The sequence below is a fragment of the Actinoplanes missouriensis 431 genome, from assembly GCF_000284295.1.
GTDB lineage: Bacteria > Actinomycetota > Actinomycetes > Mycobacteriales > Micromonosporaceae > Actinoplanes > Actinoplanes missouriensis.
In genome coordinates this window covers 1585060-1612032 of record NC_017093.1, presented here as the reverse complement: position 1 = coordinate 1612032, position 26973 = coordinate 1585060, and the positions used below count along the sequence as shown (strand labels likewise).

24 protein-coding genes and 1 pseudogene are annotated in these 26973 nt (G+C 71.7%); 12 read left to right on the top strand and 13 right to left on the bottom strand.

All coding sequences use genetic code 11. From position 1 onward, the window contains the following. Positions 1-8: 8 nt before the first annotated feature. From AMIS_RS07565 to AMIS_RS07545, 5 genes and pseudogenes are all read right to left on the bottom strand, one after another. Positions 9-3338, bottom strand: coding sequence for an error-prone DNA polymerase (locus tag AMIS_RS07565; RefSeq protein ID WP_014441619.1), 3330 nt, complete (start codon positions 3336-3338; stop codon positions 9-11). Positions 3339-3349: 11 nt separating this feature from the next. Continuing rightward, positions 3350-5083 carry a DNA polymerase Y family protein gene (locus AMIS_RS07560; protein ID WP_014441618.1) on the bottom strand — a complete coding sequence of 578 codons (1734 nt, stop codon included), beginning with the start codon at positions 5081-5083 and terminating at the stop codon, positions 3350-3352. 257 nt (positions 5084-5340) lie between these two features. Next, a pseudogene (locus tag AMIS_RS07555) lies at positions 5341-6093 on the bottom strand (hypothetical protein); the annotation flags it as partial. Positions 6094-6390: 297 nt separating this feature from the next. Then, complete coding sequence (locus AMIS_RS07550) at positions 6391-6795, bottom strand: SAV_6107 family HEPN domain-containing protein (protein ID WP_051042409.1); 405 nt, start codon at positions 6793-6795, stop codon at positions 6391-6393. 481 nt (positions 6796-7276) lie between these two features. Then, complete coding sequence (locus tag AMIS_RS07545; RefSeq protein WP_014441615.1) at positions 7277-8443, bottom strand: ArsR/SmtB family transcription factor; 1167 nt, start codon at positions 8441-8443, stop codon at positions 7277-7279. Positions 8444-8511: 68 nt separating this feature from the next. Here AMIS_RS07545 and AMIS_RS07540 point away from each other — a divergent pair, with 68 nt between their 5' ends. The 8 genes from AMIS_RS07540 (at position 8512) to AMIS_RS07505 (ending at position 16152) form a co-directional block, all read left to right on the top strand. After that, positions 8512-9702 carry an MFS transporter gene (locus tag AMIS_RS07540; RefSeq protein ID WP_014441614.1) on the top strand — a complete coding sequence of 397 codons (1191 nt, stop codon included), beginning with the start codon at positions 8512-8514 and terminating at the stop codon, positions 9700-9702. A gap of 10 nt (positions 9703-9712) precedes the next feature. Then, on the top strand, positions 9713-10525 hold the full coding sequence (locus tag AMIS_RS07535) for an SDR family NAD(P)-dependent oxidoreductase (RefSeq protein ID WP_014441613.1): 813 nt from the start codon (positions 9713-9715) through the stop codon (positions 10523-10525). A gap of 3 nt (positions 10526-10528) precedes the next feature. Continuing rightward, a complete protein-coding gene (locus AMIS_RS07530) occupies positions 10529-10999 on the top strand; it encodes a YbaK/EbsC family protein (RefSeq protein ID WP_014441612.1) in 471 nt (156 codons plus the stop codon). 9 nt (positions 11000-11008) lie between these two features. Beyond that, complete coding sequence (locus AMIS_RS07525) at positions 11009-11668, top strand: monooxygenase (protein ID WP_014441611.1); 660 nt, start codon at positions 11009-11011, stop codon at positions 11666-11668. Further along, positions 11665-12228 carry a GNAT family N-acetyltransferase gene (locus AMIS_RS07520; RefSeq protein WP_014441610.1) on the top strand — a complete coding sequence of 188 codons (564 nt, stop codon included), beginning with the start codon at positions 11665-11667 and terminating at the stop codon, positions 12226-12228. The genes AMIS_RS07525 and AMIS_RS07520 overlap by 4 nt, the downstream gene beginning before the upstream one ends. Further along, on the top strand, positions 12225-12986 hold the full coding sequence (locus tag AMIS_RS07515; protein WP_014441609.1) for a carotenoid biosynthesis protein: 762 nt from the start codon (positions 12225-12227) through the stop codon (positions 12984-12986). Before AMIS_RS07520 ends, AMIS_RS07515 begins: the two co-directional genes overlap by 4 nt. Further along, entirely contained in the window at positions 12983-14053 is a 1071-nt protein-coding gene (locus AMIS_RS07510; RefSeq protein WP_014441608.1) for a glycosyltransferase, read from the top strand. Before AMIS_RS07515 ends, AMIS_RS07510 begins: the two co-directional genes overlap by 4 nt. A gap of 665 nt (positions 14054-14718) precedes the next feature. Further along, a complete protein-coding gene (locus AMIS_RS07505; RefSeq protein WP_014441607.1) occupies positions 14719-16152 on the top strand; it encodes a phytoene desaturase family protein in 1434 nt (477 codons plus the stop codon). 48 nt (positions 16153-16200) lie between these two features. Here the strand turns inward: AMIS_RS07505 and AMIS_RS07500 are convergent, their stop codons facing one another. The 3 genes from AMIS_RS07500 to AMIS_RS07490 all read right to left on the bottom strand — a co-directional run bounded on the left by AMIS_RS07500 (position 16201) and on the right by AMIS_RS07490 (position 19757). Continuing rightward, the gene (locus AMIS_RS07500) at positions 16201-17919 is read right to left on the bottom strand and encodes a substrate-binding domain-containing protein (RefSeq protein ID WP_014441606.1); all 1719 of its coding nucleotides are present in this window, start codon (positions 17917-17919) and stop codon (positions 16201-16203) included. Between the two features lie 139 nt (positions 17920-18058). After that, positions 18059-18802: a class I SAM-dependent methyltransferase gene (locus tag AMIS_RS07495; protein WP_014441605.1), complete on the bottom strand. Its 744-nt coding sequence runs from the start codon at positions 18800-18802 to the stop codon at positions 18059-18061. A 10-nt stretch (positions 18803-18812) separates the two neighbouring features. Next, a complete protein-coding gene (locus AMIS_RS07490; protein WP_083888582.1) occupies positions 18813-19757 on the bottom strand; it encodes a LysR family transcriptional regulator in 945 nt (314 codons plus the stop codon). Positions 19758-19903: 146 nt separating this feature from the next. On the opposite strand from AMIS_RS07490, the gene AMIS_RS07485 reads away from it, so the two are divergent. From AMIS_RS07485 to AMIS_RS07475, 3 genes are read left to right on the top strand one after another with little or no spacing between them, the layout of a single operon-like run. Continuing rightward, positions 19904-20569 (top strand): succinate dehydrogenase cytochrome b subunit, encoded by a 666-nt coding sequence (locus tag AMIS_RS07485; RefSeq protein WP_269447722.1) that lies wholly within the window; start codon positions 19904-19906, stop codon positions 20567-20569. 2 nt (positions 20570-20571) lie between these two features. Further along, positions 20572-22512: a fumarate reductase/succinate dehydrogenase flavoprotein subunit gene (locus tag AMIS_RS07480; protein ID WP_041829607.1), complete on the top strand. Its 1941-nt coding sequence runs from the start codon at positions 20572-20574 to the stop codon at positions 22510-22512. Continuing rightward, positions 22512-23255, top strand: a complete 744-nt coding sequence (locus tag AMIS_RS07475) for a succinate dehydrogenase/fumarate reductase iron-sulfur subunit (RefSeq protein WP_014441601.1) — start codon at positions 22512-22514, stop codon at positions 23253-23255. The genes AMIS_RS07480 and AMIS_RS07475 overlap by 1 nt, the downstream gene beginning before the upstream one ends. Positions 23256-23315: 60 nt before the next feature. Here the strand turns inward: AMIS_RS07475 and AMIS_RS07470 are convergent, their stop codons facing one another. Continuing rightward, a complete protein-coding gene (locus tag AMIS_RS07470; protein ID WP_014441600.1) occupies positions 23316-23714 on the bottom strand; it encodes a nuclear transport factor 2 family protein in 399 nt (132 codons plus the stop codon). A gap of 72 nt (positions 23715-23786) precedes the next feature. Here AMIS_RS07470 and AMIS_RS07465 point away from each other — a divergent pair, with 72 nt between their 5' ends. Then, on the top strand, positions 23787-24314 hold the full coding sequence (locus AMIS_RS07465; RefSeq protein WP_014441599.1) for a TetR/AcrR family transcriptional regulator: 528 nt from the start codon (positions 23787-23789) through the stop codon (positions 24312-24314). A 4-nt stretch (positions 24315-24318) separates the two neighbouring features. On the opposite strand, the gene AMIS_RS07460 is transcribed toward AMIS_RS07465, so the two are convergent. The 4 genes from AMIS_RS07460 to metF form a co-directional block, all read right to left on the bottom strand. Continuing rightward, a complete protein-coding gene (locus tag AMIS_RS07460; RefSeq protein WP_014441598.1) occupies positions 24319-24786 on the bottom strand; it encodes a MarR family winged helix-turn-helix transcriptional regulator in 468 nt (155 codons plus the stop codon). Positions 24787-24870: 84 nt separating this feature from the next. Then, complete coding sequence (locus tag AMIS_RS07455; protein ID WP_014441597.1) at positions 24871-25302, bottom strand: HNH endonuclease; 432 nt, start codon at positions 25300-25302, stop codon at positions 24871-24873. 80 nt (positions 25303-25382) lie between these two features. Continuing rightward, the gene (locus tag AMIS_RS07450; RefSeq protein WP_014441596.1) at positions 25383-26024 is read right to left on the bottom strand and encodes a CDP-alcohol phosphatidyltransferase family protein; all 642 of its coding nucleotides are present in this window, start codon (positions 26022-26024) and stop codon (positions 25383-25385) included. Position 26025: 1 nt separating this feature from the next. Next, positions 26026-26949 carry a methylenetetrahydrofolate reductase [NAD(P)H] gene (gene metF / locus AMIS_RS07445; RefSeq protein WP_014441595.1) on the bottom strand — a complete coding sequence of 308 codons (924 nt, stop codon included), beginning with the start codon at positions 26947-26949 and terminating at the stop codon, positions 26026-26028. Positions 26950-26973: the final 24 nt, after the last annotated feature.

Here is a 26973-nt window from a genome sequence, read left to right as displayed (position 1 = left end):
GGTACAATTTACCGGAAATCCCGCGATGCCGGCTTGACCGGTGGCGTCACCTCCTCCAGCCGGTCCGCGACCAGGTTGAGCACGCCCTCCACCTTCTCCAGGCGTCCGCGCACCAGCAGCGCCGTGCTGCTCCGGGCCACCCGCCGGTACCGCTGCCACAGCCCCGGCGAGCAGGTCACGTTGAGCATCCCGGTCTCGTCCTCCAGGTTCACGAACGTCACCCCGCCCGCCGTCGCCGGTCGCTGCCGATGGGTGACGATCCCGCCGACCCGGATCCGGGTGCCCGCCTCCACCTGCGGCAACGCCGAAATCGGCAGCGCACCGGACGCGGTCAGCTGCTCGCGCAGGAACCGGGCCGGATGCGTGTCCGGCGACAGGCCCGTCGCCCAGACGTCGGCGACCAGCACGTCCACCTCGCTCATGCCGGGCAGCATCGGCGCCTCGATGCCGGTCACCGTGCCGGGCAGCCGGTCCGGCTTGTCCTGGGAGGCGGCGCCGGCCGCCCAGAGCGCCTCCCGGCGGGACAGGCCGAACCCGGCGAACGCGTCGGCGGTGGCGAGCGCCTCCAGATGCGCGGTGGAGCACCCGGTCCGCCGGGCAAGATCAGTCATTGACCGGTACGGACCATTGTCGCGCCGTTCCTTCTCGATCCGCTCGGCGAGATCCGTCCCGATCGTACGAATGCTGGAAAGCCCCTGCCGGACGGCCGGGCCGCGCAGCCCCCAGGCGTGCGGCGGCTCCCCCGGCTCGGATTTCCGGCGGCTCTCCGGCGTCGTCTCCAGGGTCGCTGCGGCGTCGCTGCGGTTGATGTCCGGCCGGCGCACCTCGACGCCGTGCCGCCGCGCGTCGTCGACCAGCGACTGTGGCGAGTAGAAGCCCATCGGCTGCGCGTTGAGCAGCGCCGCGCAGAACGCCGCCGGGTGGTACCGCTTCAGCCACGCGCTCGCGTAGACCAGGTAGGCGAAGCTCATCGCGTGGCTCTCCGGGAAGCCGTAACTGGCGAACGCGGAGAGCTTGTAGAACAGGTCGTCGGCGAGCTCGCCGGTGATCTCGTTGGCGGCCATCCCCTCGTACAGTCTGGTTTTGATCCTCTCCATCTTGGTGATCGATCTCTTGGAGCCCATCGCCCGGCGCAGCTGATCGGCTTCGGACGGGTCGAAGCCGGCCACGTCGATCGCGAGCTGCATCAGCTGCTCCTGGAAAAGTGGCACCCCGAGCGTCTTGGCCAGCGCGTTCTCCATGCGGGGATGCGGCACGGTGGGCGCCTCCAGGCCGTTCTTCCGCCTGATGTACGGGTGAACCGACCCACCCTGAATCGGTCCCGGACGGATCAGCGCCACCTCGATCACCAGGTCGTAGAACTCACGGGGTTTGAGCCGGGGCAGCGTGGCCATCTGCGCGCGGCTCTCCACCTGGAAGACGCCGACCGAGTCGGCCCGGCAGAGCATCGCGTAGACCTCGGCGTCGTCGAGCGGCATCGTCCCCAGATCGAGCTCGTCGTCGATCATGTCGTAGGCGTAGTGCAGCGCGGACAGCATCCCGAGGCCGAGCAGGTCGAACTTGACCAGGTCGACGGCGGCGCAGTCGTCCTTGTCCCACTGCAGCACCGAGCGGCCCGGCATCCGCCCCCACTCCACCGGGCAGACCTCGATGATCGGCCGGTCGCAGATCACCATGCCGCCCGAGTGGATGCCGAGGTGGCGGGGGAAATCCTGCACCTCGTTGGCGGCGTCGACGACGCTGTCCGGAATGTCGGTGTCGGTCGTCGCGACGTCACCCCAGCGGTCGATCTGCTTGCTCCAGGCGTCCTGCTGGCCCGGCGAGAACCCGAGCGCCCGGGCCATGTCCCGCACCGCCGACCGGGGCCGGTAGGAGATCACGTTGGCGACCTGCGCGGTGTGCTCACGACCGTATTTCGCGTAGACGTGCTGGATGACCTCCTCGCGCCGGTCGGACTCGATGTCGACGTCGATGTCCGGCGGGCCGTCGCGTTCCGGGGCGAGGAAACGCTCGAAGAGCAGGTTGTAGCGGACCGCGTCCACGTTGGTGATCCGCAGGGCGTAACAGACGGCCGAGTTGGCAGCCGAGCCACGACCTTGGCAATAGATCCTGTTCTTTCGACAGAATTGGACGATGTCGTAGACGATCAGAAAGTAACCGGGGAAGCCCAACTCCTCGATCATCTTCAGCTCGTATTCCAGCTGCTCATAGGCCCGGCGGTTGTCAGTGCCGTATCTTTCGCGGGCGCCTCGCATGGTCAGCTCGCGCAGCCAGCTCATCTCGGTATGACCGGGCGGCACCGGGTAATCGGGCAGCCGCGGCGCGACCAGGTCCAGGCTGAACGCCAGGTCCTCGCCGTACATCGCGGCATTCGCCACCGCGCCCGGATAATCCGCGAACCGGCGGGCCATCTCGTCACCGCTGCGCAGGTGGGCGGCGCCGGACGCGGGCAGCCAGCCGTCCATGTCGTCCAGGCTGCGCCGGGCCCGGACCGCGGCGAGAGCCGTCGCGAGCCGGCGGCGGGACGGGGTCGCGTAATGCACGTTGTTCGTCGCCACCACCTCCAGCCTGCGGCTGCGGGCCAGCGCGAAGAGGTAGTCGTTGCGGTCGCCGTCGCCCGGGTCGGCGTGGTCGCTCAGCTCGACCGCCACGTTCGGTGCGCCGAACAGGTCGACGAGACGGTCCAGCTCGTACGCCGCCCGCTCCGGACCGTGCGCGGCCAGGGCCAGCGGAACCGTCCCCTTGCGACAGCCGGTCAGCACCAGCACGTGATCCTTCAGCACCTCGGCGACCTGCTCCAGGCTTCCGTAGTCCGGTTTGCCCTTCTCACCGCCCCGGAGGTGCGCCTGCGAGATCACCCGGGCCAGCCGGGCGTACCCCTCGTGGCCGTGCGCCAGCGCGAGCAGGTGGGCGCCCTCCGGATCCGGCTCGCCGTTCTGCGGTTTCGTCAGCTCCAGCGACAACTCCGCGCCGAAGATCGTCGGCAGGTTCAGCTCGCGGGCCGCCTGGGAGAAGCGGACCACGCCGTAGAAGCCGTCGTGATCGGTGACGGCCAGCCCGGACAGCCCGAGGCGGGCCGCCTCCTCGGCCAGTTCCTCCGGGTGGCTCGCGCCGTCGAGGAAGCTGAAGTTGGTGTGGCAGTGCAATTCCGCGTACGGCGTCGTGCTCTCGGCCCGGACCAGTCCCGGCGCCGCGCGGTACGGCTCGCGCTTGCGGCTCCAGGCCGGCGAGTCACCGCCGTCACCGTCGATCGCCAGCGGGTCGACGACCGCCGGCCCGCCGCCGCTCAGCGCCCGCTCCAGCTGCGCCCACGGCACATCAGGGTTGTGAAAACCCATGGTCCACCCCGTCAGTCATAGATCGCTTCCACACACCAATGGCCCTGCGCGAGGGAGAGCAGCAGCGCCCGCCCGTCCTCGGTCGTCACCTGGAACCGGGCCCGCCGCCGCGCCTCCTCCGGCGCCCACCAGCGCTCGTCGATCGGCCACGGCCCGGCCCAGCCGGTGATCAAGCCCCGCTCCGCGCTCTTTCCCACGGTCAGCGTGGCCGGCGTCCCGGTCAGCTCCAGCCGGGCGCTCACACCGACCGGATGCCCGTCCGCGTCCCGCACCACGGCGGGCAGCGGCTCCGGCAGCACGATCGCCGGCGACGGCCGCGGAATCCGCCCCGGCCACGGCGGCAGCGCCGGCTTCCGCTTGGCGCCTTTCTTCACCGGCTGCCTGGCTGCCGACGGCTGGCGGGTTTCGATCAGCACGTTCTCGGACGTGTCGAGCACCTGGATCGGCCGCAGATGCGTCACCGAGGCCATCTTCCCGACCAGCGGCTCGGTCACGATCCCGGGAATCGGCTCGCGCAGCGGCGCCGCCGGACGGGACGGTTCCCGCTCGTCACCCCAGGGCACCAGCCGCACCTGGTCGTCCGCCGACCGCCCGCCGCCCAGCACCATGGTCACCACCGACTCCGGCCCGAGCAGACCCTGCACCCGGCTGAACGCGCGGTGCGCCCGCTCGCGCTCCGCCCCCGCCTCCCCCCAGAGACCGGGCTGGAGTCCGAGATGGACCATCACGCCGTCCGGCACCAGACGCAGCCGGACCAGTCCCGCGGTGGGCCCGTTCATCCCGCCGCGCCGGGCACCGGTGAGCCAGCCGTCCAGCTGCCAGCGCACCCGCTCGGCGATCGCGGCCGAGGTGAGCACGCCGTCGTGCCGCCACACCCGGTACAGCTCCTGGCCGTCCGCGGTGACCGCCTCCACGCCGAGCCGGGTGCAGGCCAGGCCGTGCGCGGCGAGCCGTTCGTGCAGCCGCTCGGCGAGCGCGCGCCCGGCGAACGCGGCCATGTCCACCCGGTCCAGCGGCTCGTCGTAGCTCTCCTCGACGGCCACGTCCGGCGGCGGCTGCCGCAGCGCGAGCGGCCGATGATCGGAACCGGACGCCAGCCGATGCGCCAGCGCCCCCTCGAACCCGAATCGAGTGGCCACGTCGCTCGCCGGCAACGCCGCGAACTGCCCGAGCGTCTCCACCCCCAGCCGCTTCAGCAGGTCGGTCAGGTCCGGCTTCTCCAAAGCCGCCACGGGTACGGGTGACAGGAACTCCCGTGTCCCCCCGGCCGCGACGACCACCCCGGTCCGCGCCGCGATTCCCGCCGCGAACACCCCGTCGGCGATCCCCACCTGGCTTTCCACCGCGCACGCCTGGGCCACCTGCTCGACGATCCGCTCCGCCGCGGCCTCCTCGCTCCCGAAGTACCGCGCCGGCCCGCGCGCCGCCACCGCACACGCGCCCGGCCGGATCACCTCGATGCCGGCCACCACCTCCTCGATGGCCGCCACCACCGGCTCGAACGCCCGCGCGTCCCGCCCCGGATCGTGCTCCACCACGATCACATGCGGACAGCGACTCTGCGCCTCACGCCGCCGCAGCCCGCGCCGGACGCCCTCCCGCCGGGCCGCTTCGGAACACGCCAGCACCCGGTTCGCGGAGAGCACCACGACCGGAGCGTCCGCCGGAACCCCCTCCACGATCTCCGCAGCGACGATCGGCCAGTCCGGACACCAGACCAGTAACGCCCGAACAGCCGTCTCCATCAGGCCCCCTCCCCGCTCTCCACGAGCCGCAGCGCCGGAGCCGCACGCTCCACAGGGGAGGAACCAGACGAATCGACTCCAGCCGGGGCCCACGCGCCGGCGCCATCAGCCGCGGCGGGCGCGGGGGCGGGGGCGGCCGCAGGGGCGGCCGCGGTTTGCGGCCCAGCCGGCCGACCAGCGCGAGCAGGCACTGACTGCGGCCCCACCGACCGGTCCGCGCGAGCAGGCACAGACTGCGGCCCAGCCGGCCGACCAGCGCGAGGCACAGATTGCGGCCCGACGGGCTGGTCCGCGCGAGCAGGCACGGACTGCGGCCCTGCGGGCTGGTCAGCGCGGGCCGGGGAGAACGCGGCCGCATGGGCCGTCACGCCCGGCATCCACATCGTGATCTCGCGGGGCCGGGCCGCCGCTCCCCGCCCCCGGGCCGTCACCGTCACCTCACGGCGCCGCAGCCGCCCCCGGCCGCTGCCGAGGCCCTCCCACCGGCCGTCGCCCACCCGCAGCGTGACGTCCGCGCCGGACCACTCGCCGAACGGGACCAGCACACTTCCCCGCTGCCGGGCCCGCGCCGCCAGCCGGCTCACGATCGACGCCGAGACCGCGCCGGGAACCGCCGTCACCACCACGTCCACCCCGTCGATCAGGGCGGCGACCACGGTGGGCCAGTCCGGGCCGGGGTGCGGGACGAGGGCGAGCCGTTCCAGGGCGATGCCGCTCTCGGCGGCGGCGAGCGCGCCCAGCATCGGCACACCCACGACGGCGCACCAGGAGCCGGACCGGGACGCGGCGGCGAGCAGCGCCAGCATCAGCGAGGTGCCGCCGCCGGCCGGCGCGGCCCGCCCGGTGTCCACCGACACCGTGCTTCCCCGGCGTAGCCCCCGCCCGGGAAGCAGCCCGCTCAACTCGGGCGCGACCGGCAGCATCCGGTGCGCCCCCGGTTCATCGGTCCCGGTAGCCGTCCGGACCATCCCCGCAAGGGCAGCCGCATTACTGATCATGCGCCCCGCCACGTCATGCCCCGCTCTAACCCGCTGCGATCACCCACTCACCCGCCCAGCCGCGGGCAGCGCTCACCCATCCGGCCGCGGGCAGCACTGCCCCGCCGCCGGCCGATATGCCATGCCGATTCACCCCGCCGGCCACAACCGGCGAGCCATGCCCATCCACTGCGCCGCCCGCCACCGGCGGGCCAGGCCACTCCACTGCGCCGGCCACGGCCGCCGTGCCATGCCGAGCCGTCCCGCCCGACGCGGCCGGCGTGCCATCCCCATCCGTCCCGCCCGGCGCGACCGGCGTGCCATGACTGCTCACGCTGCCAGCGGCGGCTGATACGTCATGCCGAGCGACGACTCGGCCACGGTCACGAACTGCTCGGCCGCGCGCAACAGGTCGTCGGCCTCCCGGGCGCTCACCACCCGGGGAATCCCGGCCTCGGCGGCCGCGCGCTTGCCCGCGCCGAGCGCGAAATAGCCGGCCCAGTCGCTGAACTCGGGGGCCACCAGGGAGAGCAGCGACCAGACACTCGTCGCCCGCGCGCGCCGGCCGGACGACGCCGCCGGTCTGGCTCTCGCCGCCAGCAGGGCGGCAGCCGCGCGCAGGGCAGCAAGGTGCGCTGCCGCATAGCGGAGTCCGTCAGGGGTGGTGTGCGATGCCTCGATCAAGCCCGCGCGGGCGATCGCCAGCAGTTGAGCCGGTGTGCGGTGCGGCAGCATGTGCGCCGGGATCGCAGGCGTCTCCGCCTTGCCCGCCGCGCTGGGCGCCTGTGACAGCCCGGGGGTCAGAGCCGGGCCGGCCGCGCCGGTCGTCTGTGACGACCCGGGGGCCAGGCCCAGGGCCGGGCCGGCCGTGGTGCTCGCCATGCTCGTATCTCCTCGCCTGTTCCGCATCCGACGTGTGGTCGAACCGAGTGCCGCGGAGGAAGACGCAGCGGGGTGACACCGTGCGTGCTCGCCGGCCGGGTGCAGAGCTTCCCCACACCACACCCGGCCGGCACCGCACTGCCGGCGGGTCCGCCGCCCGCCACCGGGGGTCGGGGGCGGCGAGCGACGGCCTGCCATGTGCGGATCCGGGTCCGCGAATACCCGGATCTCACGTGCGGCGCTTCGCGGGCGCCACACCCGGGAGGCGAGCCGCGAAACACGCTCCCGGAGCAGAACGAAGGTCTTTCGAACATCCGTTCTAACTAAGCAGAGACTAGCACCCCCCTCCGACAAAACCGCAACCTTCAGGACGCCTCGCGGCCGACTTTTTCGAACGGATGATCGAATCGATGAGCCGGGGGTCACATCCCCCCGCGGACGCCTCCACCACGGCGTCACCGGCGGCCGTTCGCGCGTACAGAACGCTCCGCCCGGCCCGCCGCCGCAGCACCAGACCGGCCTCCAGCAGGACCTTCAGATGCCGCCCCACCGAGCCCAGCCCCTGCCCGGTGATCGCCACCAGCTGCGTCGTGCTCTTCGGCGGATCCAGCTCCACCAGCACCCGGGCCCGCCCGGGCCCGATCAGCCGCTCCAGCGCGCCGGCCGCGGTGGCGCCGGTGCCGGCGAGCAGCCCGGAACACCGGTAGATCACCGCGTACCGGTCGGCCGACCAGGCCACCCAGCCCTTGGTCATGGTCACCGGCACGAACAGCAGGCGACTGCCGGAGATGTCGTGCGGCGGATAGTCGAACGCGTTGATCTGCAGCCGCCCCTCGCCGAGCCAGCGCATCCCGTCCCGCATCCGGTCGAGCGCGGCCGCCCAGCCGCCCAGGCTGAGCTGCCGGGTGCGTGCCAGGATGTCCGCTTCGAGGAGCCGCCCGCGCCGCGCCCAGTCCGGCTCCACGGCGGTGCGCCACACCCAGGTCAGCAACTCCGCCATCCGTTCACCGAGATCGGCCCGCCGGGAGAGCTCACCGGGATCGACCCGCCAGGAGAGCTCACCGAAATCGGCACGCCGGGAGAGCTCACCGGGATCAGCTCGCCGGGAGAGCTCACCGAACGGCGAGGAGTCCGGCATGACCGCGGACCGGCCCGCGGTGAACGCCACGGCCAGATCCCGGCGAACCTGCTCAGGTGCCGCCGCCCGGACGACCGCGACCTCCTCGGCGAAGCTCACCTCCACCAGGGGCGGGGCCGGGGAGACGAAGTCGGCGATCCACCGGGGCCGGAAGACCGCGTCGACGAGCGCGGCGTCGACCGGGTCGGCGGCGAGCCGGGCCCGGTACGCCCGGCGCGCGTCCCGATGCCCGCTCAGCAGTTCCCCCGGCGACTCCGCCGTCCCGCGATGCAGCCGGATCAGCACGGCGAGCGTCTCGGCCAGCGGCGACCGGACGAACCGGCTACCGGCCAGGGTGTCCGCGTCCACGTTCCACCAGCCCACGACCCCACCTTTCGCGCCTGCGCGAAACATTAACCGGGATCGAACGACCAGGCGAAAACTCGGCGGTCATGCAGACCTATCGCGATCTGTTCCGGAACCGCGAGTTCACCGCCCTCTTCACCACGGCCTGCGTGCAGAACGCCGCGAGCACCGTGACCGGCCTGGCCCTCGCCACCGCCGTCTACCGCAGCACCGGCTCGCCGCTGCTCACCGCGCTGAGCATGTTCGGCCCCTCGATCGCCCAGCTGGCCGGCGCCACGCTGCTGCTCTCGGCCGCGGACCGGCTGCCGCCGCGCGCCGCGATCAGCAGCCTGGCCCTGGTCACCGCCACCCTGGTGGCGATCCTCTCGACCACGCCACCGACCGTGGCCGTCTTCGGCGTGCTGCTGGGCATGGGTCTGGCCGGCTCGGTGGCCGGCGGCGTCCGGGGCGGGCTGCTCACCGAGATCGTGCCGGAACGGGCCTATCTGCTGGGGCGCTCGGCGCTGAACATCTCGACCGGCACCATGCAGATCGCCGGCTTCGCCACCGGTGGCCTGCTGGTGCTGGTGCTCTCGCCGGGCCAGACCCTGCTGGCCGGTGCGGGCCTGCACCTCCTGGCGGCCGTGGTGGCCCGGTTCGGCCTGTCCCGGCGCGCTCCGCGCGCGGCGGGGCGGCCTTCGGTCGCCGAGACCTGGCGGGTCAACCGTCGCTTGTGGGCGATTCCCGGCGTACGCCCGATCTATCTCGCCCTGTGGATCCCGAACGGACTGATCGTCGGCTGTGAGGCACTCTTCGTCCCGTGGTCGTCCTCGGGGGCGGGTGTCCTGCTGGCGGCCGCGGCGGCCGGCATGCTCGCCGGTGACGTGCTGGCCGGGCGGTACCTGACCCCGCGGTGGCGGACGCGACTCGCGCCGTTGCTGCGACTGCTTCTCGCCGTACCCTATCTGCTCTTCGTTCTTGATCCTCCGCTGCCGATCGCCGCGTTCGCCGCCGCGGCCGCGTCGGTCGGCTACTGTTCGACGCTGCTGCTGCAGGAAGGCCTCGTCGCGATCACCCCGCCGGAAACCCGCGGGCAGGCGCTGGGCCTGCACACCTCCGGCATGCTGACCATGCAGGCCGTCTGCGCGGCGCTGGCCGGGACGGTGGCCGAGCACACCGCGCCCGGCGTCGCGATCGCCGCGATGGCCTCGGCCTCGATCGTGGTCACGCTGGCGCTGGCTCCGGCGCTGCGCAGGAGGCGGATGAGCAGCGGACATGCGACCATGGCTCCGGCGTAGAGGAGGCAGTGTGGGACGGACCATCGTGGTGACCGGCGGCAGCTCGGGTGTCGGGCTCGCCGCCGCCGAGCAGTTCGCGGCTCTGGGCGACGACGTCGTGCTGGTGGGCCGGGACCCGCAGCGCCTGGCCGCCGCGGTGGCCCGGGTGCGCGAGGCGGGCGGCGGGCGCGAGCCGGGGCGCTTCCGCGCCGATTTCGAATCCTTCGCCGAGGTACGCACGCTGGCCGACCACCTGCTGACCAGCCTGCCCCGGATCGACGTGCTGGCGAACAACGCCGGTGGCATGGTCGGCGAGTACCGGCGGACGGCCGACGGGTTCGAGGCGACGATGCAGGGCAATCACCTGTCGCCGTTCCTGCTGACCAGCCTGCTGCGGGAGCGGCTGCGCGACGCCCGGGTGGTGAACACCGCGTCCCGCGCGCACGTGCAGGGCAAACCCGATCCGGAGCGCCTCGCCGGCGACCCGGAGAAATACAGCGCGTGGCAGGCCTACGGCGCCAGCAAGGCGGCCAACATCCTCTTCGCGGCCGAGGCGGCCCGCCGCTGGCCGGACATCACCAGCGTGTCGTTCCACCCGGGCGTGGTGCGCAGCAACTTCGGCGCCGGCCGCGTGGTGCGGCTCTTCTACAAGTACGCGCCCGGCCTGGTCACCCCGGAGAAGGCCGGCGAGCTGCTGGTCTGGCTGTCCACCGCGCCGAAGGCCGACCTGGTCCAGGGCGGTTACTACGTGGGCCGGGACAAACCGGCCGAGCCCGCCCCGCACGCTCGCGACGACGCGCTGGCTGCCAAGCTCTGGGAGAGAATCGCCGAGGCGACGGGATAGATCATGCAGAACCACCCCAACGTGACGGCGGTCCGCGACGCCCTGGAGAGCGCCGGCGCCACCGCCGAGATCGTCATCCTGGACGAGGCCGTGCACACCGCCGCCCTCGCCGCCGCGGCGCTCGGCATCGAGGTCGGCCAGATCGCCAACTCGCTGATCTTTGACGCGGACGGTGAGCCGCTGCTCGTGCTCACCTCGGGCGCGCACCGGGTCGACACCGCGAAGGTCGCCGTGCTGCTCGGCGTCGGCAAGCTGAAACGGGCCACCCCCGAGTTCGTCCGCCGGCACACCGGTCAGGCGATCGGCGGGGTCGCGCCCCTCGGCCATCCCAAACCGGTCCGCACGCTGATCGACGTCGACCTGGAGCAGTACCCGGTGGTGTGGGCGGCCGCCGGCGTACCCCAGTCGGTTTTCCCGATCACCTACCCGGAACTGGTCCGGGTGACCGCGGGAACCCCCGCGCCGGTCGCCTGATCGCCGACGATGGACCTGGTCAGCCTGCATGTCTGGCGTATACCTCGCCGCGCCGTCGGCTCCGCCATGCTGCGCATGGCCTTCGCCCGGCGCGCTCTCCCGGGTGTCCGTTTCGGCAAATTCCTGGGTACGGGCACCGGCCGCACCTTCGGACCGGGCGACTCCGACCTGACCCGCTGGGCCGCGATCACGGTGAGCGACCGGCCGGTGCGATACCCGTCCTGGGACGCCATCGCCGTGGCACAGGCGCGCGTCGATCTGGAACCCCTGGTCAGTCGCGGCCGGTGGTCCGGCCGGGAGCCGTTCCAGCCGACCGGGCGCAAAGCCGACGGCCCGCTGCTGGCGATCACCCGGGCCCGGCTGCGTCCCACCCGCGCCCTGCGGTTCTGGACGGCCGTCCCACCGATCACCCGGGAGCTCGCGGCCGCCCCCGGCCTGCTCGCCCGGTTCGGCATCGGCGAGGCGCCGATCGGCTGGCAAGGCACGGTGAGCGTGTGGCGCAGCGCGACGGACCTGACCGCGTTCGCGTACCGTCAGCCGCAGCACCGCGCCGCGATCGCCCGCACCCCGACAGACCGCTGGTACGCCGAGGAACTCTTCGCCCGTTTCGCGGTGCTCGACATCAGCGGCGACCGGTCCGTCCTGGGATGGGAGCATACGAAAGCATGAGGCTCGTTGCTTGGCAGCCGGACGACCTGCTGCGACGGCTCGACGACGTGGTCGCGGTCTACGGAGAGGCGATGGGTTACCGGCCGGAGCTGCTGCAGACCCGCCGCGGCTACATCGGCTCCCACGTGCGCCGGCCCGGTTTCCGCGCGGTCGCGACGCTCACCCCGGAGGGCCGGCTCGCCGGTTTCGGGTACGGATACACCTCCCAGCCCGGCCAGTGGTGGCACGACCAGGTCCGCTCGGCGCTGGACGAGCCCGGCCGCAAACACTGGCTGCCGGACTGTTTCGAGGTCGTCGAGCTGCACGTCCGCCCGGCCGCCCAGGGGCACGGCCTCGGCTCCCGCCAGCTGCGCGCCCTGCTCGCGATGGCGAAGGGCCGGACCGTCCTGCTGTCCACACCGGAGGCCGACGAGCGGGCGTCCCGGGCCTGGCGGCTGTACCGGACGTTCGGCTTCACCGACGTGCTGCGCAGCTTCTACTTCCCCGGTGACGAGCGGGCCTTCGCAATCCTCGGTCGGGAGCTGCCGCTCGCCGACCGGCTGGCCGAGGAGAAACACTGAGCACGAGACTCCTCCCCTGGTGGCTGCTCGGCGGCCTGATCCTCGCGCAGATCTGCTACCCGCTGACCTCCGGCGACCTCCGGGCCGGCCTGACCGTCGCCACCGTGCTGATCGGCGTGGTCCTGTCCGTGTCGCACGCGCTGCTGACCCGCGGCCGGCGCGCGGCCCTGGCGCTGGTCGGCGCGGCGACGCTGGGCGGGTTCGCGGTGGAGGCGATCGGGGTGGCGACGGGTTTCCCGTTCGGCACCTACGACTACTCCGGTGAACTCGGCCCGAAGATCCTCGGCGTCCCGCTGATCATCCCGCTGGCCTGGACCTGGATGGCCTGGCCGGCCTGGCTCGCCGCGGTCCGGGTGACACGCGCCCGCCTCCCCCGGATCCTCCTGGCCGCCGCCGGGCTCGCCGCCTGGGACCTCTTCCTCGACCCGCAGATGGTGGCCGAGGGATATTGGCGCTGGCACGACCCGGTGCCCGCCCTGCCCGGCGTCCCCGGCATCCCGATCAGCAACTACCTGGGCTGGCTCGGGTTCGCGCTGCTGCTGATGACGGCCCTCTCCGCCACGTCCCGCGTCACCGAACCCGCTCCCACCGACACCCCGATGCTCGCCCTCTGGCTCTGGACCTACGCCTCGTCGGTCCTCGCCCACGCGGTCTTCCTCGACCTGCCCGCGTCGGCGGCGTGGGGCGGAGTGGTGATGGGCGCGGCGGTCCTGCCGCTGATCGCGCGTCTGCGCCGCCCGGCCCGGACACTCGTGTGATCGGCTGGCTCCTGCTCGTACCGTTGGTGCTGCTCACCACGCACACCGCAGTCAACGCGCTGCTGCTGCGCCGCCCGCGCCGCGACGCGGTCACCGACGAGCACATCGCCGTCCTGCTGCCGCTGCGCGACGAGGCCGGCCGGGTCACGCCCTGCCTGGAGTCCCTGCTGGCCCAGCGCGGCGTGCCGAACCTGACCATCCACGTGCTCGACGACGGCTCCACCGACGGCACCGCGGACGTGGTCCGCGCGGTCGCCGGTGACCGGGTGCGCCTGCATCACGGGGTCGCGCCGCCGGACGGCTGGCTCGGCAAACCCCATGCGTGCCACCAGCTCGCCGCGGCGGCCGGCGACGCCGACGTGCTGGTCTTCGTCGACGCCGACGTCATCCTGGAACCGGATGCGATCGCCGGGGCTGCCACGCTGCTGCGGGATGAAAAGGTGACGCTGCTGTCGCCGTACCCCCGGATCGTCGGTTCGGGCCGTCTGGTGCAGCCGCTGCTGCAATGGTCGTGGCTGACCTTCCTGCCGCTGCGCGCCATGGAACGTTCGCCGCGCCCGTCACTCGCCGCCGCCGGTGGGCAGTGGCTTGTCGTGGACCGGGCCGGGTATGAGCAGGCCGGTGGGCACGCCGCGGTCCGCGACGACATCCTGGAGGACATCGGGCTGGCCCGCGCGGTGAAACGATCCGGTGGCCGGATCGCGCTGGCTGACGGGTCGAGGCTGGCCGAATGCCGGATGTACGAGTCGTGGGGTGAGCTGGCTGACGGGTATGGCAAGTCGCTCTGGGCCTCGTTCGGTTCCGCGTCGGGTGCGGCCGCCGTCGTGGTCCTGCTTCTGCTCTTGTACGTTGTTCCGCCCCTCCTGATCGTGACGGGGTGGTGGGCGGTGGTCGCCTATGGGGTGGGTGTGGCCGGGCGGATGGTGAGCGCTGTGGCTACGGGGGGTCGGGCGTTCCCGGATTCGCTGCTGCATCCGGTGTCGGTGGTGGTGTTCGCCGGGTTGGTGATCCGGTCGTTCTCCATGAAGCGTCGGGGGGCGTTGCGGTGGCGGGGACGGGCGGTTTAGCTTCCTCACCCCGCACCGTAGTTCCGCTCCCGCTGAGCGGGTGGCTGAGTTCTGGCTTCCCGGCGCTGCACGTCGTGGCTTCGGGCCGTAGCGCCACTCTGGGCGTGCGGGTGGCTGAGCTCGGGTCGCCAGCGGCTGGACGTCGTGGCCCAGGCCGTAGCGCCGCCTACGGTCACATGTCGGACTTGTCGCCCTTGCGCTTCGGTGGTGCGTCGATGAGGGCGCACGGAAGCGGATCGTGTGCTCTCATCCCTGCTATGGCGTGGGTGGAGGCACACAATCGCGTTGCGTGTGCTCTCGTCCACTATCGCCAGCCGCTCGCCGCGACCGGGGGACGCGAGCCGTCGCTAGGCACGGTTATCCCGGCTTGATCACCTGCCTGCACCACGGCTCGGGGACGCGAGCCGTGGCTGAGCGCGGCTAACCCAGCTTGATCACCTGCCTACGCTACGGCTCGGCCGTGCGGGAGTTGCACCGGCTGCGGGGGGCGGCTTCTGGTGGGGACCGGGGGACGGGCGGGACGGGTCCGGGGGCTGGAGGGGGCGCCGGGGCCGGCGGCCTTGGGCGCCGGCGGAAGGGGGCGTCAGGGGTTGCGGGGGCGGGAGGGGCTATGGCGTTTGTGGGGCCGATGAGCGTACCGGCGGAAGGGGCCGGATCATGGGAGCGTGAGTGACATCGTGGTTATCGGCGCGGGGGTCGGGGGGCTTGCCGCCGCCGTGCGGCTGGCGGGGCAGGGGCATCGGGTGACGGTGTTCGAGCGGGCGGCCGGTGTCGGGGGGAAGCTGGCCGTTCTTGAGCGGGACGGGTATCGGTTCGACACCGGGCCGAGCCTGCTCACGCTGCCGCAGGTCTTCGACGATCTGGAGCTGGGTCTTCGGCCGCGGGCGCTGGATCCGGTGGTGCGGCACGTGTTCCCGGATCGGACGGTGCTCGATTCGTCGTCGGTGCACAGTGTCTTTCTGGAGCGGATCGGGGCGGCGCTCGGCGCGGAGGCGGCCGGGGACTGGGATCGGTTCTGGCGGCGGGCGGCGCGGATCTGGCACGCATCGTGGGATTCGGTGCTGCGGCGTCCGGTGAGCGCGGCGTCACTGGCGCGGCTCTCCTGGCGGATCGGTGATCTCGCGGCTATCGCTCCGGGGCGGTCGTTGCGGTCGCTGGGGCGCAGCTATCTGCGGGATCGGCGGCTGCGGATGTTGCTGGATAGGTATGCGACATATACCGGCACCGATCCGCGTCGCGCGCCTGCGGCGCTTGCCGCCATCCCGTATGCCGAGCTCACACACGGTGGGTGGTATCTGGACGGCGGATTGGGCACGCTCGGCGACGCGCTGCACGCCCGGTGCGCACAATTGGGGGTACGGGTGAAGCTCTCCACCCCGGTCGCCCGAATCGACGCGGACAGCGCCGTGCGGGGCGTCACCCTGGAGTCCGGCGAGTTCGTGCGCGCCGACGCAATCGTCTCCAACGTGGACGCCTCGGTGCTCTACCGCGATCTGCTGCCGTCGCCGGGCCGGCTGACCGGGCTGACCGACCGCAGTCTCGGCGGGTTCGTGATGCTGCTCGGCGTCCGCGGGGAGACCCCGTCACTGGCGCACCACACGGTGTTCTTCCCGCACGACTACGACGCCGAGTTCGACGCGATCTTCGGCTCGGCGTCGCGGCGGGCCCGCCCGGTCGACGACCCGGCCATCTTCGTCACCCGGGCCGAGGATCCGTCGGTTCACCCGGCCGGCTGCGAGGCGTGGTTCGTGCTGGTCAACGCGGCGCGGCACGGCACTGCGTGGTCCGCTGTGGACTGGCGGCGGCCGGGGCTCGCCGACGCTTACGGCAGGCATCTGCTGGACGTGCTGGCCCGGCGCGGGCTGGACGTGCGGGACCGGCTGGAGTTCACCGAGATCCGAACGCCGGCCGACCTGGCGGACGCGGCGGGCGCGCCGGGCGGCTCGATCTACGGCACGGCGGGAGGCCTGGTGCGGCCGGCGAACCAGGGGCCGGTACGCGGATTGTTCCTGGTGGGCGGCTCGGCGCATCCGGGCGGCGGGTTGCCGATGGTCACCCTGTCCGCCCAGATCGTCGCCGACCGGATCGGCCCGGCCTGACCGCTGTCACAAACGCGCCGGCCGGATCTACCCGGTCTGACGCCGCTGTCACGATGTGTGGGCGGCGAGGAAGGCCTGCGCCACCGCCGACGCCAGGTCGGCCGGGTTCTCGGCGGCGAACGCCTTGCCGCCCGTCGCGTCGGCCATCCCGGTCAGGGCGCTCATGTTCGCGTCCGGCCCGTAACCGACCGCGATGATCGAGACGGGTTTCGCCGGGTCCTGGCCGGCGGTGAGCTTCTTCAGGAACGCGTCGTTGGACATCGCGAACCGGGCGCCGCCGTCGGCCCCGTCGGTGAGCACCACCACGACTGTCGCGGCGTCCGGCGTCACCTCGCCGCGCATCGTCTCCACCCCGTCCAGCACGGCCTGGTACAGCGGCGTCCCGGCGCTGCTCTCCGGCTTGTAGGCCCCGATCCTCGTCTGCAGCGCCTCGCGCCGGGTCTGCCCGTCGACGACGCCGCTGATCGACCCGTAGCGCACCACCTCGGTGTGTGCGGGGCCGTTCCGGGCGGCCGTGCCGAAATACCACATCCCGATCCTGGTGTCGTCGCCGAACAGCTCGGCGGCGCTCACCCCGGACGCGCGCAGTAGTGACGCCTTGGTGCCGGACCGGCCGTCCCGGTCGGTGATCGGCTCGTTCATCGAACCCGACGAGTCGATCAGCAGGAGGACCTGGAACGCCAGGTCACGGTACTGCGCCCACTGCCGGGCCGGGCCGAGCAGTTTGCCGGACGACTGCGGCAGCCGGAGCACACCGGCTGTCGGCTCGGTCCGGAAGCCGGCCGCCGCCACGGCCGGCTTGCTGATCGCGGCGCGCAGCTGGGCGGCGAGCTCCTTGTCGGCGCCCTTGCGGATCGCGAACGGATAGTCCGCCTCCACCCGGCCGTCGGCCGGCGGCGCACCGGCGAGCGGGACCGGGTGCTTCACCTTCTGGTACGCCTTCAGCTGCTGCTCCAGAACCGGGAAGAGCCCGATGTCGAAGACCGCGGTGGTCCCGTCGGTCTGCCGGCCCATCCGTTCGAGCAGCTCGGCCGGGTCCGCGTTCGCCTCCTCGAGCCGGCTGCGCAGGGTGAGCGCGCGGAGCTGGGCGATGCCGGCGTCCTTCGTGGTGCGGGCCGTCGCGGCGTGCACCGCGTGCACGCTGAGCAGGCCGACCGTGCTCTTCAGCGGGTCCGGCATGGTGATCGTCGGGAACGTGCTCTCGGTCGCCCCCTTGATCAGCCCGGTCCACGAGGTCGTGCCGTCCTTCGCGTAGACACTGGCGATCCCCTCCGGGGCGGCGATCAGCACCGGTGAGTACGCGATCGGCTTGCCGGACACCGAGTACGCACCGCCGGCGCGGGCGGCGACGCTGAGCCAGGCGCTGCTGGACGGGATCCAGACGCCGGCCCGCTCCTTGGCGGCGGCGGTGATCGCCGGTTCCTCGGCGCGGACCACGACCGGCGGGCAGCGCAGCCCGGACGGGTTGAGCGTGGCGGCGGCCTCGCGGATCAGCGGCTCGATCTCGGGGGCGGCGGCGACGCTCAGCTCCGGCTCGGGGCAGGGCGCGACGCTCGGTGACGTGACCGAGGGGACCGGCGCCGCGGTGGGCGCCGCGTCCGGCGACTCGGCGCCGTTCCTCATCAGCTGCCAGGTGAGACCGCCGGCCGCCGCGAGAACGGCGAGGACCAGTGCTGCCGCGAGAATCGCCCGCTGAGGACGGTGGGGAGGGTCGTTCCACTCACCGTGAGCCGCAGGCAACTCCCTTGGCCACTCGTTGTCGGACATGCCACCCTTACCCGTCGCCGATTTCGCCATCGTGCGAGGCGGATACTAGCCCGGGATTCACGTTCCGCAATGGGGCCGGCCAGATCTCGGCACATTCCTAAGATCGATTTCAGAACTGCGCAAGATCCAAATTAGAGGATCACGAATCGGCGATCGCAATGACGATCAACTCGCCGTCCCCGCTGAGGCCGACCGGCTCCCGGCCCCACCCGCCGTAGACCCGGTCCACCCGGAAACCGGCTTCGGCCAGCGACTCGCGCAACTCCTCCTCGGTGCGGAAGCGCAGCGTCTCGCGGCTGGTCAGCGCCTCGCCGTCGGAGAACCGGTAGTGGTGCAGCAGCGAGACCACACCGTCGCCCTCCGCGGTCACCTCGGTCCACGCCTCGACCTCGCCGCCGTCGGCGAGGACGACGATCCGCCGCGATTCCTCCGGGTTCCACTGCAACCAGACGCGCGCTGCCGGATCCCGGCTATCGAAGATCAATCGCCCCTCGGCGACAAGGCTGCGGCGCAGCGCGCGGAGCAACTCCGACCATTCTTGATCATCGACGAAGAACTGCGCGACATGCCCGGCCAGAAACGCGGCGTCGAATGCCCGGGCCGGAAGTGCCGAGGCCGAGCCCTCGACCCAGCGGACCCGGGCAGCGCCGGGCTTGCGGCGGGCGGCGTCCAGGGCCGATCCGGCCGGGTCCACCCCGGTGACCTCGTGACCGGCGCCGGCCATCGCGATCGCGAGCCGGCCGGTGCCGCAGCCGAGGTCGAGCACGCGCGGCGCGGTGTGCTCGGCGAGGACCGCCATGAAGAAGTCGTCGTCCCAGCCCCAGGGGCATTCGGCGTCGTAGACCTCGACCAGCCGGGGATGCCGGTACTCGCCATGCCACACACCCCGGATGCTAACCGTCAGTGGCCGATGTGGACAGTGCGCGCACCCCGAACGGCAGCCGGCCGGAGGCGATGTGCTCGGTCACCACGTCCCGCAGCGCGGCGGCCGCGTGCGGCAGCACCGCCCCGCGCCGCTGGGCCAGGGCGATCGTCCGCCGCATGCCGGGCGGTGCGAGCGGTGTCGCCCGCAGCAGCGGCCGGTTGGCCAGCACCATGCTCGGCACCAGGGCGACACCGAGGCCGGCCTCGACGAACGCCAGCACCGCATCCATCTCGCCGCCCTCCACCGCGAACTTGGGGGTGAACCCGGCCCGCTCGCAGGCGTGCAGGGTGACGTCACGGATGTCGTAGCCCTTCCGGAACATCACCATCGGGGTGTGCCGCAGCTCCACGAGCTCGAGCTGGCGGGCCACGGTCGGCGGAGGCTCGGCCGCGACCGACGCCACGACCAGGCTCTCCCGCAGCAGATCGGTGGTCTCCAGGACCGGGTCGACGCCGTGCTCGGGCTGCACGATCAGCGCCAGGTCGAGCGCGTGGGCCATCAGGTTGGCGATCAGGTCCTGGGAGCTGCCCTCGCTCACGTGGAGCTGGATGTCCGGGTGCTCCTCCCGGTACGTGCGGAGTATCCCCGGCACGAGCGAGGAGCAGAGGCTGGGCGTGGCACCGAGCCGGACCTCGCCACGCCGCAGGCCGACGATGTCGCGGACCGCGTCGAGGGCCGCGTCGGCGTCGGCCACCATGCGTTGCGCGAGGGGCAGGAGTGTCTCGCCGGCCACCGTCAGGGTGATCGCGCCGCGCACCCGCTCGAAGAGCGGCGCGCCGAGCGACGACTCCAGGGTGTGAATCTGCTTACTCAACGTAGGTTGCGAGACGCCCAGAATATCGGCGGCATGGGTGAAATGCCTGGTCTCGGCGACCGCCACGAAGTACCTGAGTTGTTGCAGCTGCACCTTAATAGACTACCGGCATGGACAACCGCCCGATCATGCATTAGACGAATGACTCGGGACTTCTTACCGTCCAGGTTGTGGCGGTAGACACTCCTATTCCGAAGACGACCAACGCAGCGGGTGCAACGGCACGCCCCGCGCCGCGGAAATCTGTGCGGCCCTCGTCGGTCGCTCTTAAATTGATCATGGCGGTCAGCGGCATCGCGCTGGTGCTGTTCCTCTTCGCGCATGCGGCCGGCAACCTGAAGATCTTCATCGGCAATGAAGACTTCGACCACTACGCGCACTGGCTGCGCACGATCGGCACGCCTCTGCTGCCGGACGTCTGGTTCCTCTGGATCATGCGGATCGGCCTGCTCGTCGCCATCTTCGCGCACATCTACGCGGCGACGCAGCTGACCATCCGGGCAAAGAAGGCCCGGCCGGTCAAGTACGCGCACCGGCCCAAGGTCCAGGGAAGTTACGCCGCCCGGACCATGCGCTGGGGCGGCGTGATCGTCCTGCTGTTCATCATCTACCACATCCTCGACCTGACGACCGGCCACCTGAACCCGGTGGGCGACTCGAGCCGGCCGCACGCCAACGTGATCGCGGACTTCGCGCCGGACCGCTGGTACGTGACGCTCTTCTACGTCGTCTCGGTGATCATGGTCGGCCTGCACCTGCGGCACGGCATCTGGAGCGCGGTGCGCACGCTGGGCCAGCAGACCAAGACCAACGAGCGCCGCGCACAGGTCACCGCGCTGGTTCTCTCCGTGGTGCTTGTCGCGATGTACCTCTCGGTGCCGTTCGCCGTGACGTTCGGATTGGTGGAGTGACGATGACTGACTTCTGGAACGAGGGCGAACCGGTCTTCGACAAGGCGGCGCCGGACGGACCGATCGAGACCCGCTGGGAGCGCCGCAAGTTCGCGGCCAAGCTGGTCAACCCGGCGAACCGCCGCAAGCTGACCGTCATCGTCGTCGGCACCGGCCTGGCCGGCGGCTCGGCCGCCGCGACGCTGGCCGAGCAGGGCTACCACGTCAAGTCGTACTGCTACCAGGACAGCCCGCGCCGCGCGCACTCGATCGCCGCGCAGGGTGGCATCAACGCCGCGAAGAACTACCGCAACGACGGCGACTCCGTCTACCGGCTGTTCTACGACACCGTCAAGGGCGGCGACTTCCGCGCCCGCGAGTCGAACGTCTACCGCCTCGCCCAGGAGTCGGTGAACATCATCGACCAGGCCGTGGCGCAGGGCGTCCCGTTCGCCCGCGAGTACGGCGGTCTGCTCGACAACCGCTCGTTCGGCGGCACCCAGGTGTCCCGGACGTTCTACGCCCGTGGTCAAACGGGTCAGCAGCTGCTGCTCGGCGCGTACCAGGCCCTGGAGCGGCAGATCGGCCTCGGCAATGTCGAGATGAACGCCCGGCACGAGATGCTCGAGCTGATCATCGTGGACGGCAAGGCCCGCGGCATCGTGGTCCGCGACATGGTGACCGGTGAGATCACCACCGAGTTCGCCGACGCCGTGGTGCTCGCCTCCGGCGGCTACGGCAACGTCTTCTTCCTCTCCACCAACGCCAAGGGCTGCAACGTCACGGCGTCGTGGCGGGCGCACCGCAAGGGCGCGCTCTTCGCGAACCCCTGCTACACGCAGATCCACCCGACCTGCATCCCGGAGTCCGGCTCGCACCAGTCGAAGCTGACCCTGATGTCGGAGTCGCTGCGCAACGACGGCCGGGTGTGGGTGCCGAAGGCGCAGAAGGACACCCGCCGGGCCGCCGACATCCCCGAGGAGGAGCGCGACTACTACCTGGAGCGCATCTACCCGTCGTTCGGCAACCTGGTGCCCCGTGACATCGCGTCGCGTGCCGCCAAGAACGTCTGCGACGAGGGCCGCGGCGTCGGCCCCGGTGGTCTCGGCGTCTACCTGGACTTCGCGGACGCGATCAAGCGGCTGGGCCGCAAGGCCGTCGAGGCGAAGTACGGCAACCTCTTCGAGATGTACGAGCGGATCACGGGCGAGGACCCGTACGAGACGCCGATGCGCATCTACCCCGCCGTGCACTACACGATGGGTGGCCTCTGGGTCGACTACGACCTGCAGTCCACGATCCCCGGCCTGTTCGTGGTCGGCGAGGCGAACTTCTCCGACCACGGCGCGAACCGCCTCGGCGCGTCCGCGCTGATGCAGGGCCTCGCGGACGGCTACTTCGTGCTGCCCAACACGATCAACAACTACCTCGCCTCCGGGCCCTTCCCGAAGGTCACCGAGTCGGACCCGGCAGTCGTCGAGGCCCGCAAGCAGGTCGAGGACCAGATCACGAAGTTCCTCACCAACGATGGCGACCGTACCGTCGACTCCTTCCACCGCGAGCTCGGCCACATCATGTGGGAGTACTGCGGCATGGAGCGCACCGAGGAGGGCCTGACCAAGGCGATCGGCCTGATCCGGGCGCTCAAGGAGGAGTTCTGGACCCGGGTGAAGGTGCCGGGCAAGGGCGAGGAGCTCAACCAGAACCTGGAGAAGGCCGGCCGGGTCGCCGACTTCATCGAGCTCGGCGAGCTCATGTGCATCGACGCCCTGCACCGCCGCGAGTCCTGCGGCGGTCACTTCCGGGCGGAGAGCCAGACCCCCGACGGTGAGGCGCTGCGCCACGACGACGAGTTCGCCTACGCCGCCGCGTGGGAGTACTTCGGCACCGACGGCAAGCCGACGCTGCACAAGGAAGACCTCAACTTCGAGTACGTCCACCCGAGCACGCGGAGTTACAAGTAATGAACATCAAAGTACGGGTGTGGCGTCAGTCCGGTCCTGACGACAAGGGCCGGATGGTCAGCTACGACGTCAAGGACATCTCCCCCGACGCCTCGTTCCTCGAGATGATCGACGTTCTCAACGAGGACCTGATCCTCTCCGGCGAGGACCCGATCGCGTTCGACCACGACTGCCGTGAAGGCATCTGCGGCATGTGCAGCATGGTCGTCAACGGTGTGGCGCACGGTCCGGAGAAGGCCACCACGGTGTGCCAGCTGCACATGCGGAAGTTCAAGGACGGCGACACGATCGACGTGGAGCCGTGGCGCGCCGCGGCCTTCCCGGTGATCAAGGACCTGGTCGTCGACCGGTCCGCCTTTGACAAGATCATCCAGGCGGGCGGCTACATCAGCGCGCCGACCGGCACCGCGCCCGACGCGCACGCCACGCCGGTCCCGAAGAAGGACGCCGACGCGGCCTTCGAAGCGGCCACCTGCATCGGCTGCGGCGCCTGCGTCGCGGCCTGCCCGAACGGCTCGTCGATGCTCTACACCGCCGCGAAGATCACCCACCTCGGCCTGATGCCGCAGGGCCAGCCCGAGCGTGACAGCCGGGTGATCGACATGCTGCAGGCGCAGGACGACGCCGGCTTCGGTGGCTGCACCAACATGGGCGAGTGCGCCGAGGTCTGCCCGAAGGGCATCCCGCTCAGCCTGATCGGCCGCCTGAACAGCGATTACCGCAAGGCGCTCACGAAGCGCTGACGCGAGCCGCCAGTGGTGGGACACAACGGCGTGTCCCACCACTGTGCTTGATCGCTTCGCCTACCCGACGGCTTGCATGATCGCTAGCGTGTGCTGGTACTCGCGCCAGTGGGCCAGCTTTCCGCCCCGCGTCCGCAGCACCGCGATGAACGGCGCCGACGCGCTGGCCCCCGTCGCCGTGTGGGTGCCGGCCAGTTCGTACTCCACGACGATCACCTCCGGGTCTGCCGTCTCGTGCACCACCACGTTGCGGCAGTCGTCGAAGCGCACCGGGAACGACGCCCGCCCCGCCTGCGTCCAGGCCAGCACCCGCTCCCGCCCCTCGGTCCGGCTGGGGCGTCCGGGCGCGGCGAACGGCGTCTCCACCACCACCTCCTCGGCCAGCATCTCGCCGGTGAAGGTGGTCTCGTTCGCGAGCCAGTGCGCCCGCATCCGCTCGAAGATCTCTCTGGGTGTCACGGCAGCGCTCCTTCATCTAAAGTGAGTCAGCACTCGACTTCTGCGGACCACGATAGTGAGTGGAGACTCATTTTGCGTGCCGACGCCCAGCGCAACCGGGCCCGCATCCTGGACGCCGCCGAGACGGTCTTCGCCGAGCTCGGCCCGGGCGGATCCACCGAGGAGGTGGCCCGCCGTGCCGGTGTCGCCGTCGGGACGGTCTTCCGGCACTTCCCCACCAAGGACGACCTGCTCGCCGCGATCATGAAACGACTGCTGGCCCGGCTGGTCGCCGAGGCCGGCGAGCTCGGCGGCCCGGACGGGCTGGTCCGCTTCCTGACGAGTCTCGTGGCGCAGGCCGCCGGGAAACGGTCGGTGGTGGAGCTGCTCGCCCGGTCCGGGATCGGCCTGAGCCTGCCGGACGTGGTGGGGAACCTGCGGGACGCCGTCGCCGCCCTGCTGAGCCAGGCCCAGGAGGCCGGGACCGTCTCCCGCGAGGTGCGGCTGCCCGAGGTGATGGCGCTGCTGGTCAGCCTCTGCCAGGGCGCGCTGCACGGCGGCTGGGACGAGCAGTTGCGAGACCGTACCCTCGCTGTGGTTTTCAAAGGGCTGGAACCCTAGCGGATCACTTGCCCCGGGCCCGGCGGATCGGCTGGGGCCCCGGGTTGGCGTCCGGCCCGGCCAGCGACGTCAGCAGGTCGAGGAAGGCCTTCCGCCCTTCCGGCGCCACCCCCGCGAGCGCCTCCCCGTGCACCCGGTCGACGATCGCCTGGGCCTCCTCGGCGACCCGGCGGCCCTTGTCGGTGACCGCGATGATCCGGGCGCGCCGGTCGGTGGCCGACTGCCGCCGCTCGGCCAGGCCACGCTTCTCCAGTTCGTCAACGGTGCTGACCATGGTCGTCTTGTCCAGGAAGGAGAGGGCCGCCAGCTGGATCTGGGTGCGCTCCTCCTCCATGGCGTGGATCAGCACGCACTGCATGCGGGGCGTCAGATCGACCTCGGCGAGCGCTGCCGCGAGCCGGTTGGAGAGGGTGTGCCCGGCCGCGTTGAGCAGGCCGGTGATGTCGCGCTGGGCGCGCTCGGGAGCAGCCATGACGCAAGTCTAACGACGGATCATCCGGCATCGGACGAAAAGATGGCCGACGGATCCCCGTGTAAAACCGCCGACCATCAGCTCTCAAACACCCCAGCGCGGCGCCACCGGAATCACCAGCAGCGGCATTCGCGCCTCTTCCGGAGTGCGGTCGCGCTTACGGTTGTTGCATTTCCCGCAGGCGGCCACGGTGTTCTCCCAGGAATTGCGGCCACCGCGCGAGCGGGGCAGCACGTGGTCGATCGTCGAGGCCGGACCGGCGCAGTACGCACAGACCCGCCCGTCCCGCGCCAGCACCCCGGCCCGCGACCAGGACGGCCCGCGACCGCGCCGCCAGCGCGTCACCACGTAACTGACCAGCCGCACCACGGTCGGCACCGGGTAGACACCTATGTGGTCGTCCGGCTGCGCCTCGTGCACCACCGCCACCTGACGGAACAGCATCCGGATCGCATGCCGGAGGCTGACCCGGTGCAGCGGCAGACAGTCCGCGTTCAGCACCAGCACCGCACTCATGAGAAGTCACCCCCCAGCGAAGAAAAGAAGCTGAGGAGAAAAATAGGCACGGCATCGACCGCCGACAACCGATTAAAAGATCATCGGAGGGCGCGGCGGACCGCGAAAATCAATTGCGCGAATCCGATGATCTGCATCAGCAGCCACGCCGCGGCGCCCACCAGGACGGCGGGAGCGGCGAGGGCGCCGAAGAGGAACGCGCACAGGGCGATCGAGACCCGGGTGGGCCGCTCCCCCACGGTCACGGCGCCGATCTCCGCCATGCCGGCGGCCACGGCGCGGGCCCGTACATATTCATGAAGCCAGCTCGCGGCACCCGCCGCGACCACCAGCCAGCCGGGCGCCCCGGCCACCCAGAAGGCGGCGAGCCACCCGGCCTCGCCCACCCGGTCCGCCACCGAGTCGTAGACGAACCCGGCCCGGCTCACCCGCCCGGTCACCACCGCCACCGCGCCGTCCAGCCCGTCAGCCATCGCGGCGAGCAGCACCAGCAGCGCGGCCACGCCGACACCGGCCGGACCGGCCAGCGCGACGACCGGCACGGCCAGGCACAGGACCACCCCGGCCAGGGTCACCGCGAACGGCGAGACCCCCCGGCGACCGAGAAAAGACCCGATCCGGTACGCCCCGCGCACCCATCCCCGGACCACCGGCGAGGCCTGTCGCGGGTCGAAACCACCGTGCAGCCGGGACCAGGCGGTGGCGTACTCCTCCCAGGTCACCTCATGCCGCGGCGGCCACCTCGGCGGGCGCCAGCCGCTGCCACACCTCGCGGGTCGCCGTGGACCGGTTGAGGGTGATGAAGTGGATGCCCGGCACGCCCTCGGCGAGCAGCCGCGCGCACATCTCGCTGCACGTCTCGACGCCCAGCTCGCGGACCGCCGCCTCGTCGCCGGCGACGGCTTCGAACCGCCGCAGCAGCGCGGGCGGGAACGGCGCGCCGGAGAGCTGCACGGACCGCTCGATCGTCGCCATCCGGGTCACCGGCATCACGCCCGGCACGATCGGGGTGTCGCAGCCGGCCGCCGCGACCCGGTCACGCAGGCGCAGGTAGTCGTCGGCGTCGAAGAACATCTGGGTGATCGCGAAGTCGGCGCCGGCCCGGCACTTGCGGATGAAGTCGCGGGTGTCGCTCTCCACGTCCGCCGAGCGGGGGTGCTTGTAGGGGAACGCGGCCACCCCGACGCTGAAGTCGCCGGACTCGCGGATCAGCCGGACCAGGTCCTCGGCGTAGTGCACGCCCTCGGGGTGCCGCACCCACTCGCCCGTCGGGTCGCCGGGCGGGTCGCCGCGGACCGCGAGCACGTTGCGGATGCCGGCGCCGGCCAGCCGGCCGATCACGTTGCGCAGCTCGGCGACCGAGTGGTTGACCGCGGTGAGATGCGCCATCGGCAGCAGCGTGGTCTCGGTGGCGACCCGCTCGGTGACGGCGACCGTGGTGTCCCGGGTGGTGCCGCCCGCGCCGTACGTGATCGACACGAAGCTGGGCCGCAGCGACTCCAGCTCGCGGATCGCCTGCCAGAGCAGACGCTCGCCGTCACGGGTCTTGGGCGGGAAGAACTCGAAGGAGAAGGTCGGCGCCGGCTCGCGGATCAGCGCGCCGATCGACGGCGTGCCGGGAAGGCGGGAGGGAAGGCCGAGAGACACATGAGCACTGTACTAGCGTCAGGC

Bases quoted from the DNA above. Each gene is read 5' to 3' on its own strand.
- AMIS_RS07520 (WP_014441610.1), top strand. From the start codon at position 11,665: ATGAGGCTCGTTGCTTGGCAGCCGGACGACCTGCTGCGACGGCTCGAC.
- AMIS_RS07550 (WP_051042409.1), bottom strand. From the start codon at position 6,795: ATGCTGCCGCACCGCACACCGGCTCAACTGCTGGCGATCGCCCGCGCG.
- AMIS_RS07455 (WP_014441597.1), bottom strand. From the start codon at position 25,302: ATGAGTGCGGTGCTGGTGCTGAACGCGGACTGTCTGCCGCTGCACCGG.
- AMIS_RS07530 (WP_014441612.1), top strand. From the start codon at position 10,529: ATGCAGAACCACCCCAACGTGACGGCGGTCCGCGACGCCCTGGAGAGC.
- AMIS_RS07475 (WP_014441601.1), top strand. From the start codon at position 22,512: ATGAACATCAAAGTACGGGTGTGGCGTCAGTCCGGTCCTGACGACAAG.
- AMIS_RS07500 (WP_014441606.1), bottom strand. From the start codon at position 17,919: ATGTCCGACAACGAGTGGCCAAGGGAGTTGCCTGCGGCTCACGGTGAG.
- AMIS_RS07525 (WP_014441611.1), top strand. From the start codon at position 11,009: ATGGACCTGGTCAGCCTGCATGTCTGGCGTATACCTCGCCGCGCCGTC.
- AMIS_RS07565 (WP_014441619.1), bottom strand. From the start codon at position 3,338: ATGGGTTTTCACAACCCTGATGTGCCGTGGGCGCAGCTGGAGCGGGCG.
- AMIS_RS07560 (WP_014441618.1), bottom strand. From the start codon at position 5,083: ATGGAGACGGCTGTTCGGGCGTTACTGGTCTGGTGTCCGGACTGGCCG.
- AMIS_RS07480 (WP_041829607.1), top strand. From the start codon at position 20,572: ATGACTGACTTCTGGAACGAGGGCGAACCGGTCTTCGACAAGGCGGCG.
- AMIS_RS07540 (WP_014441614.1), top strand. From the start codon at position 8,512: ATGCAGACCTATCGCGATCTGTTCCGGAACCGCGAGTTCACCGCCCTC.
- AMIS_RS07460 (WP_014441598.1), bottom strand. From the start codon at position 24,786: ATGGCTGCTCCCGAGCGCGCCCAGCGCGACATCACCGGCCTGCTCAAC.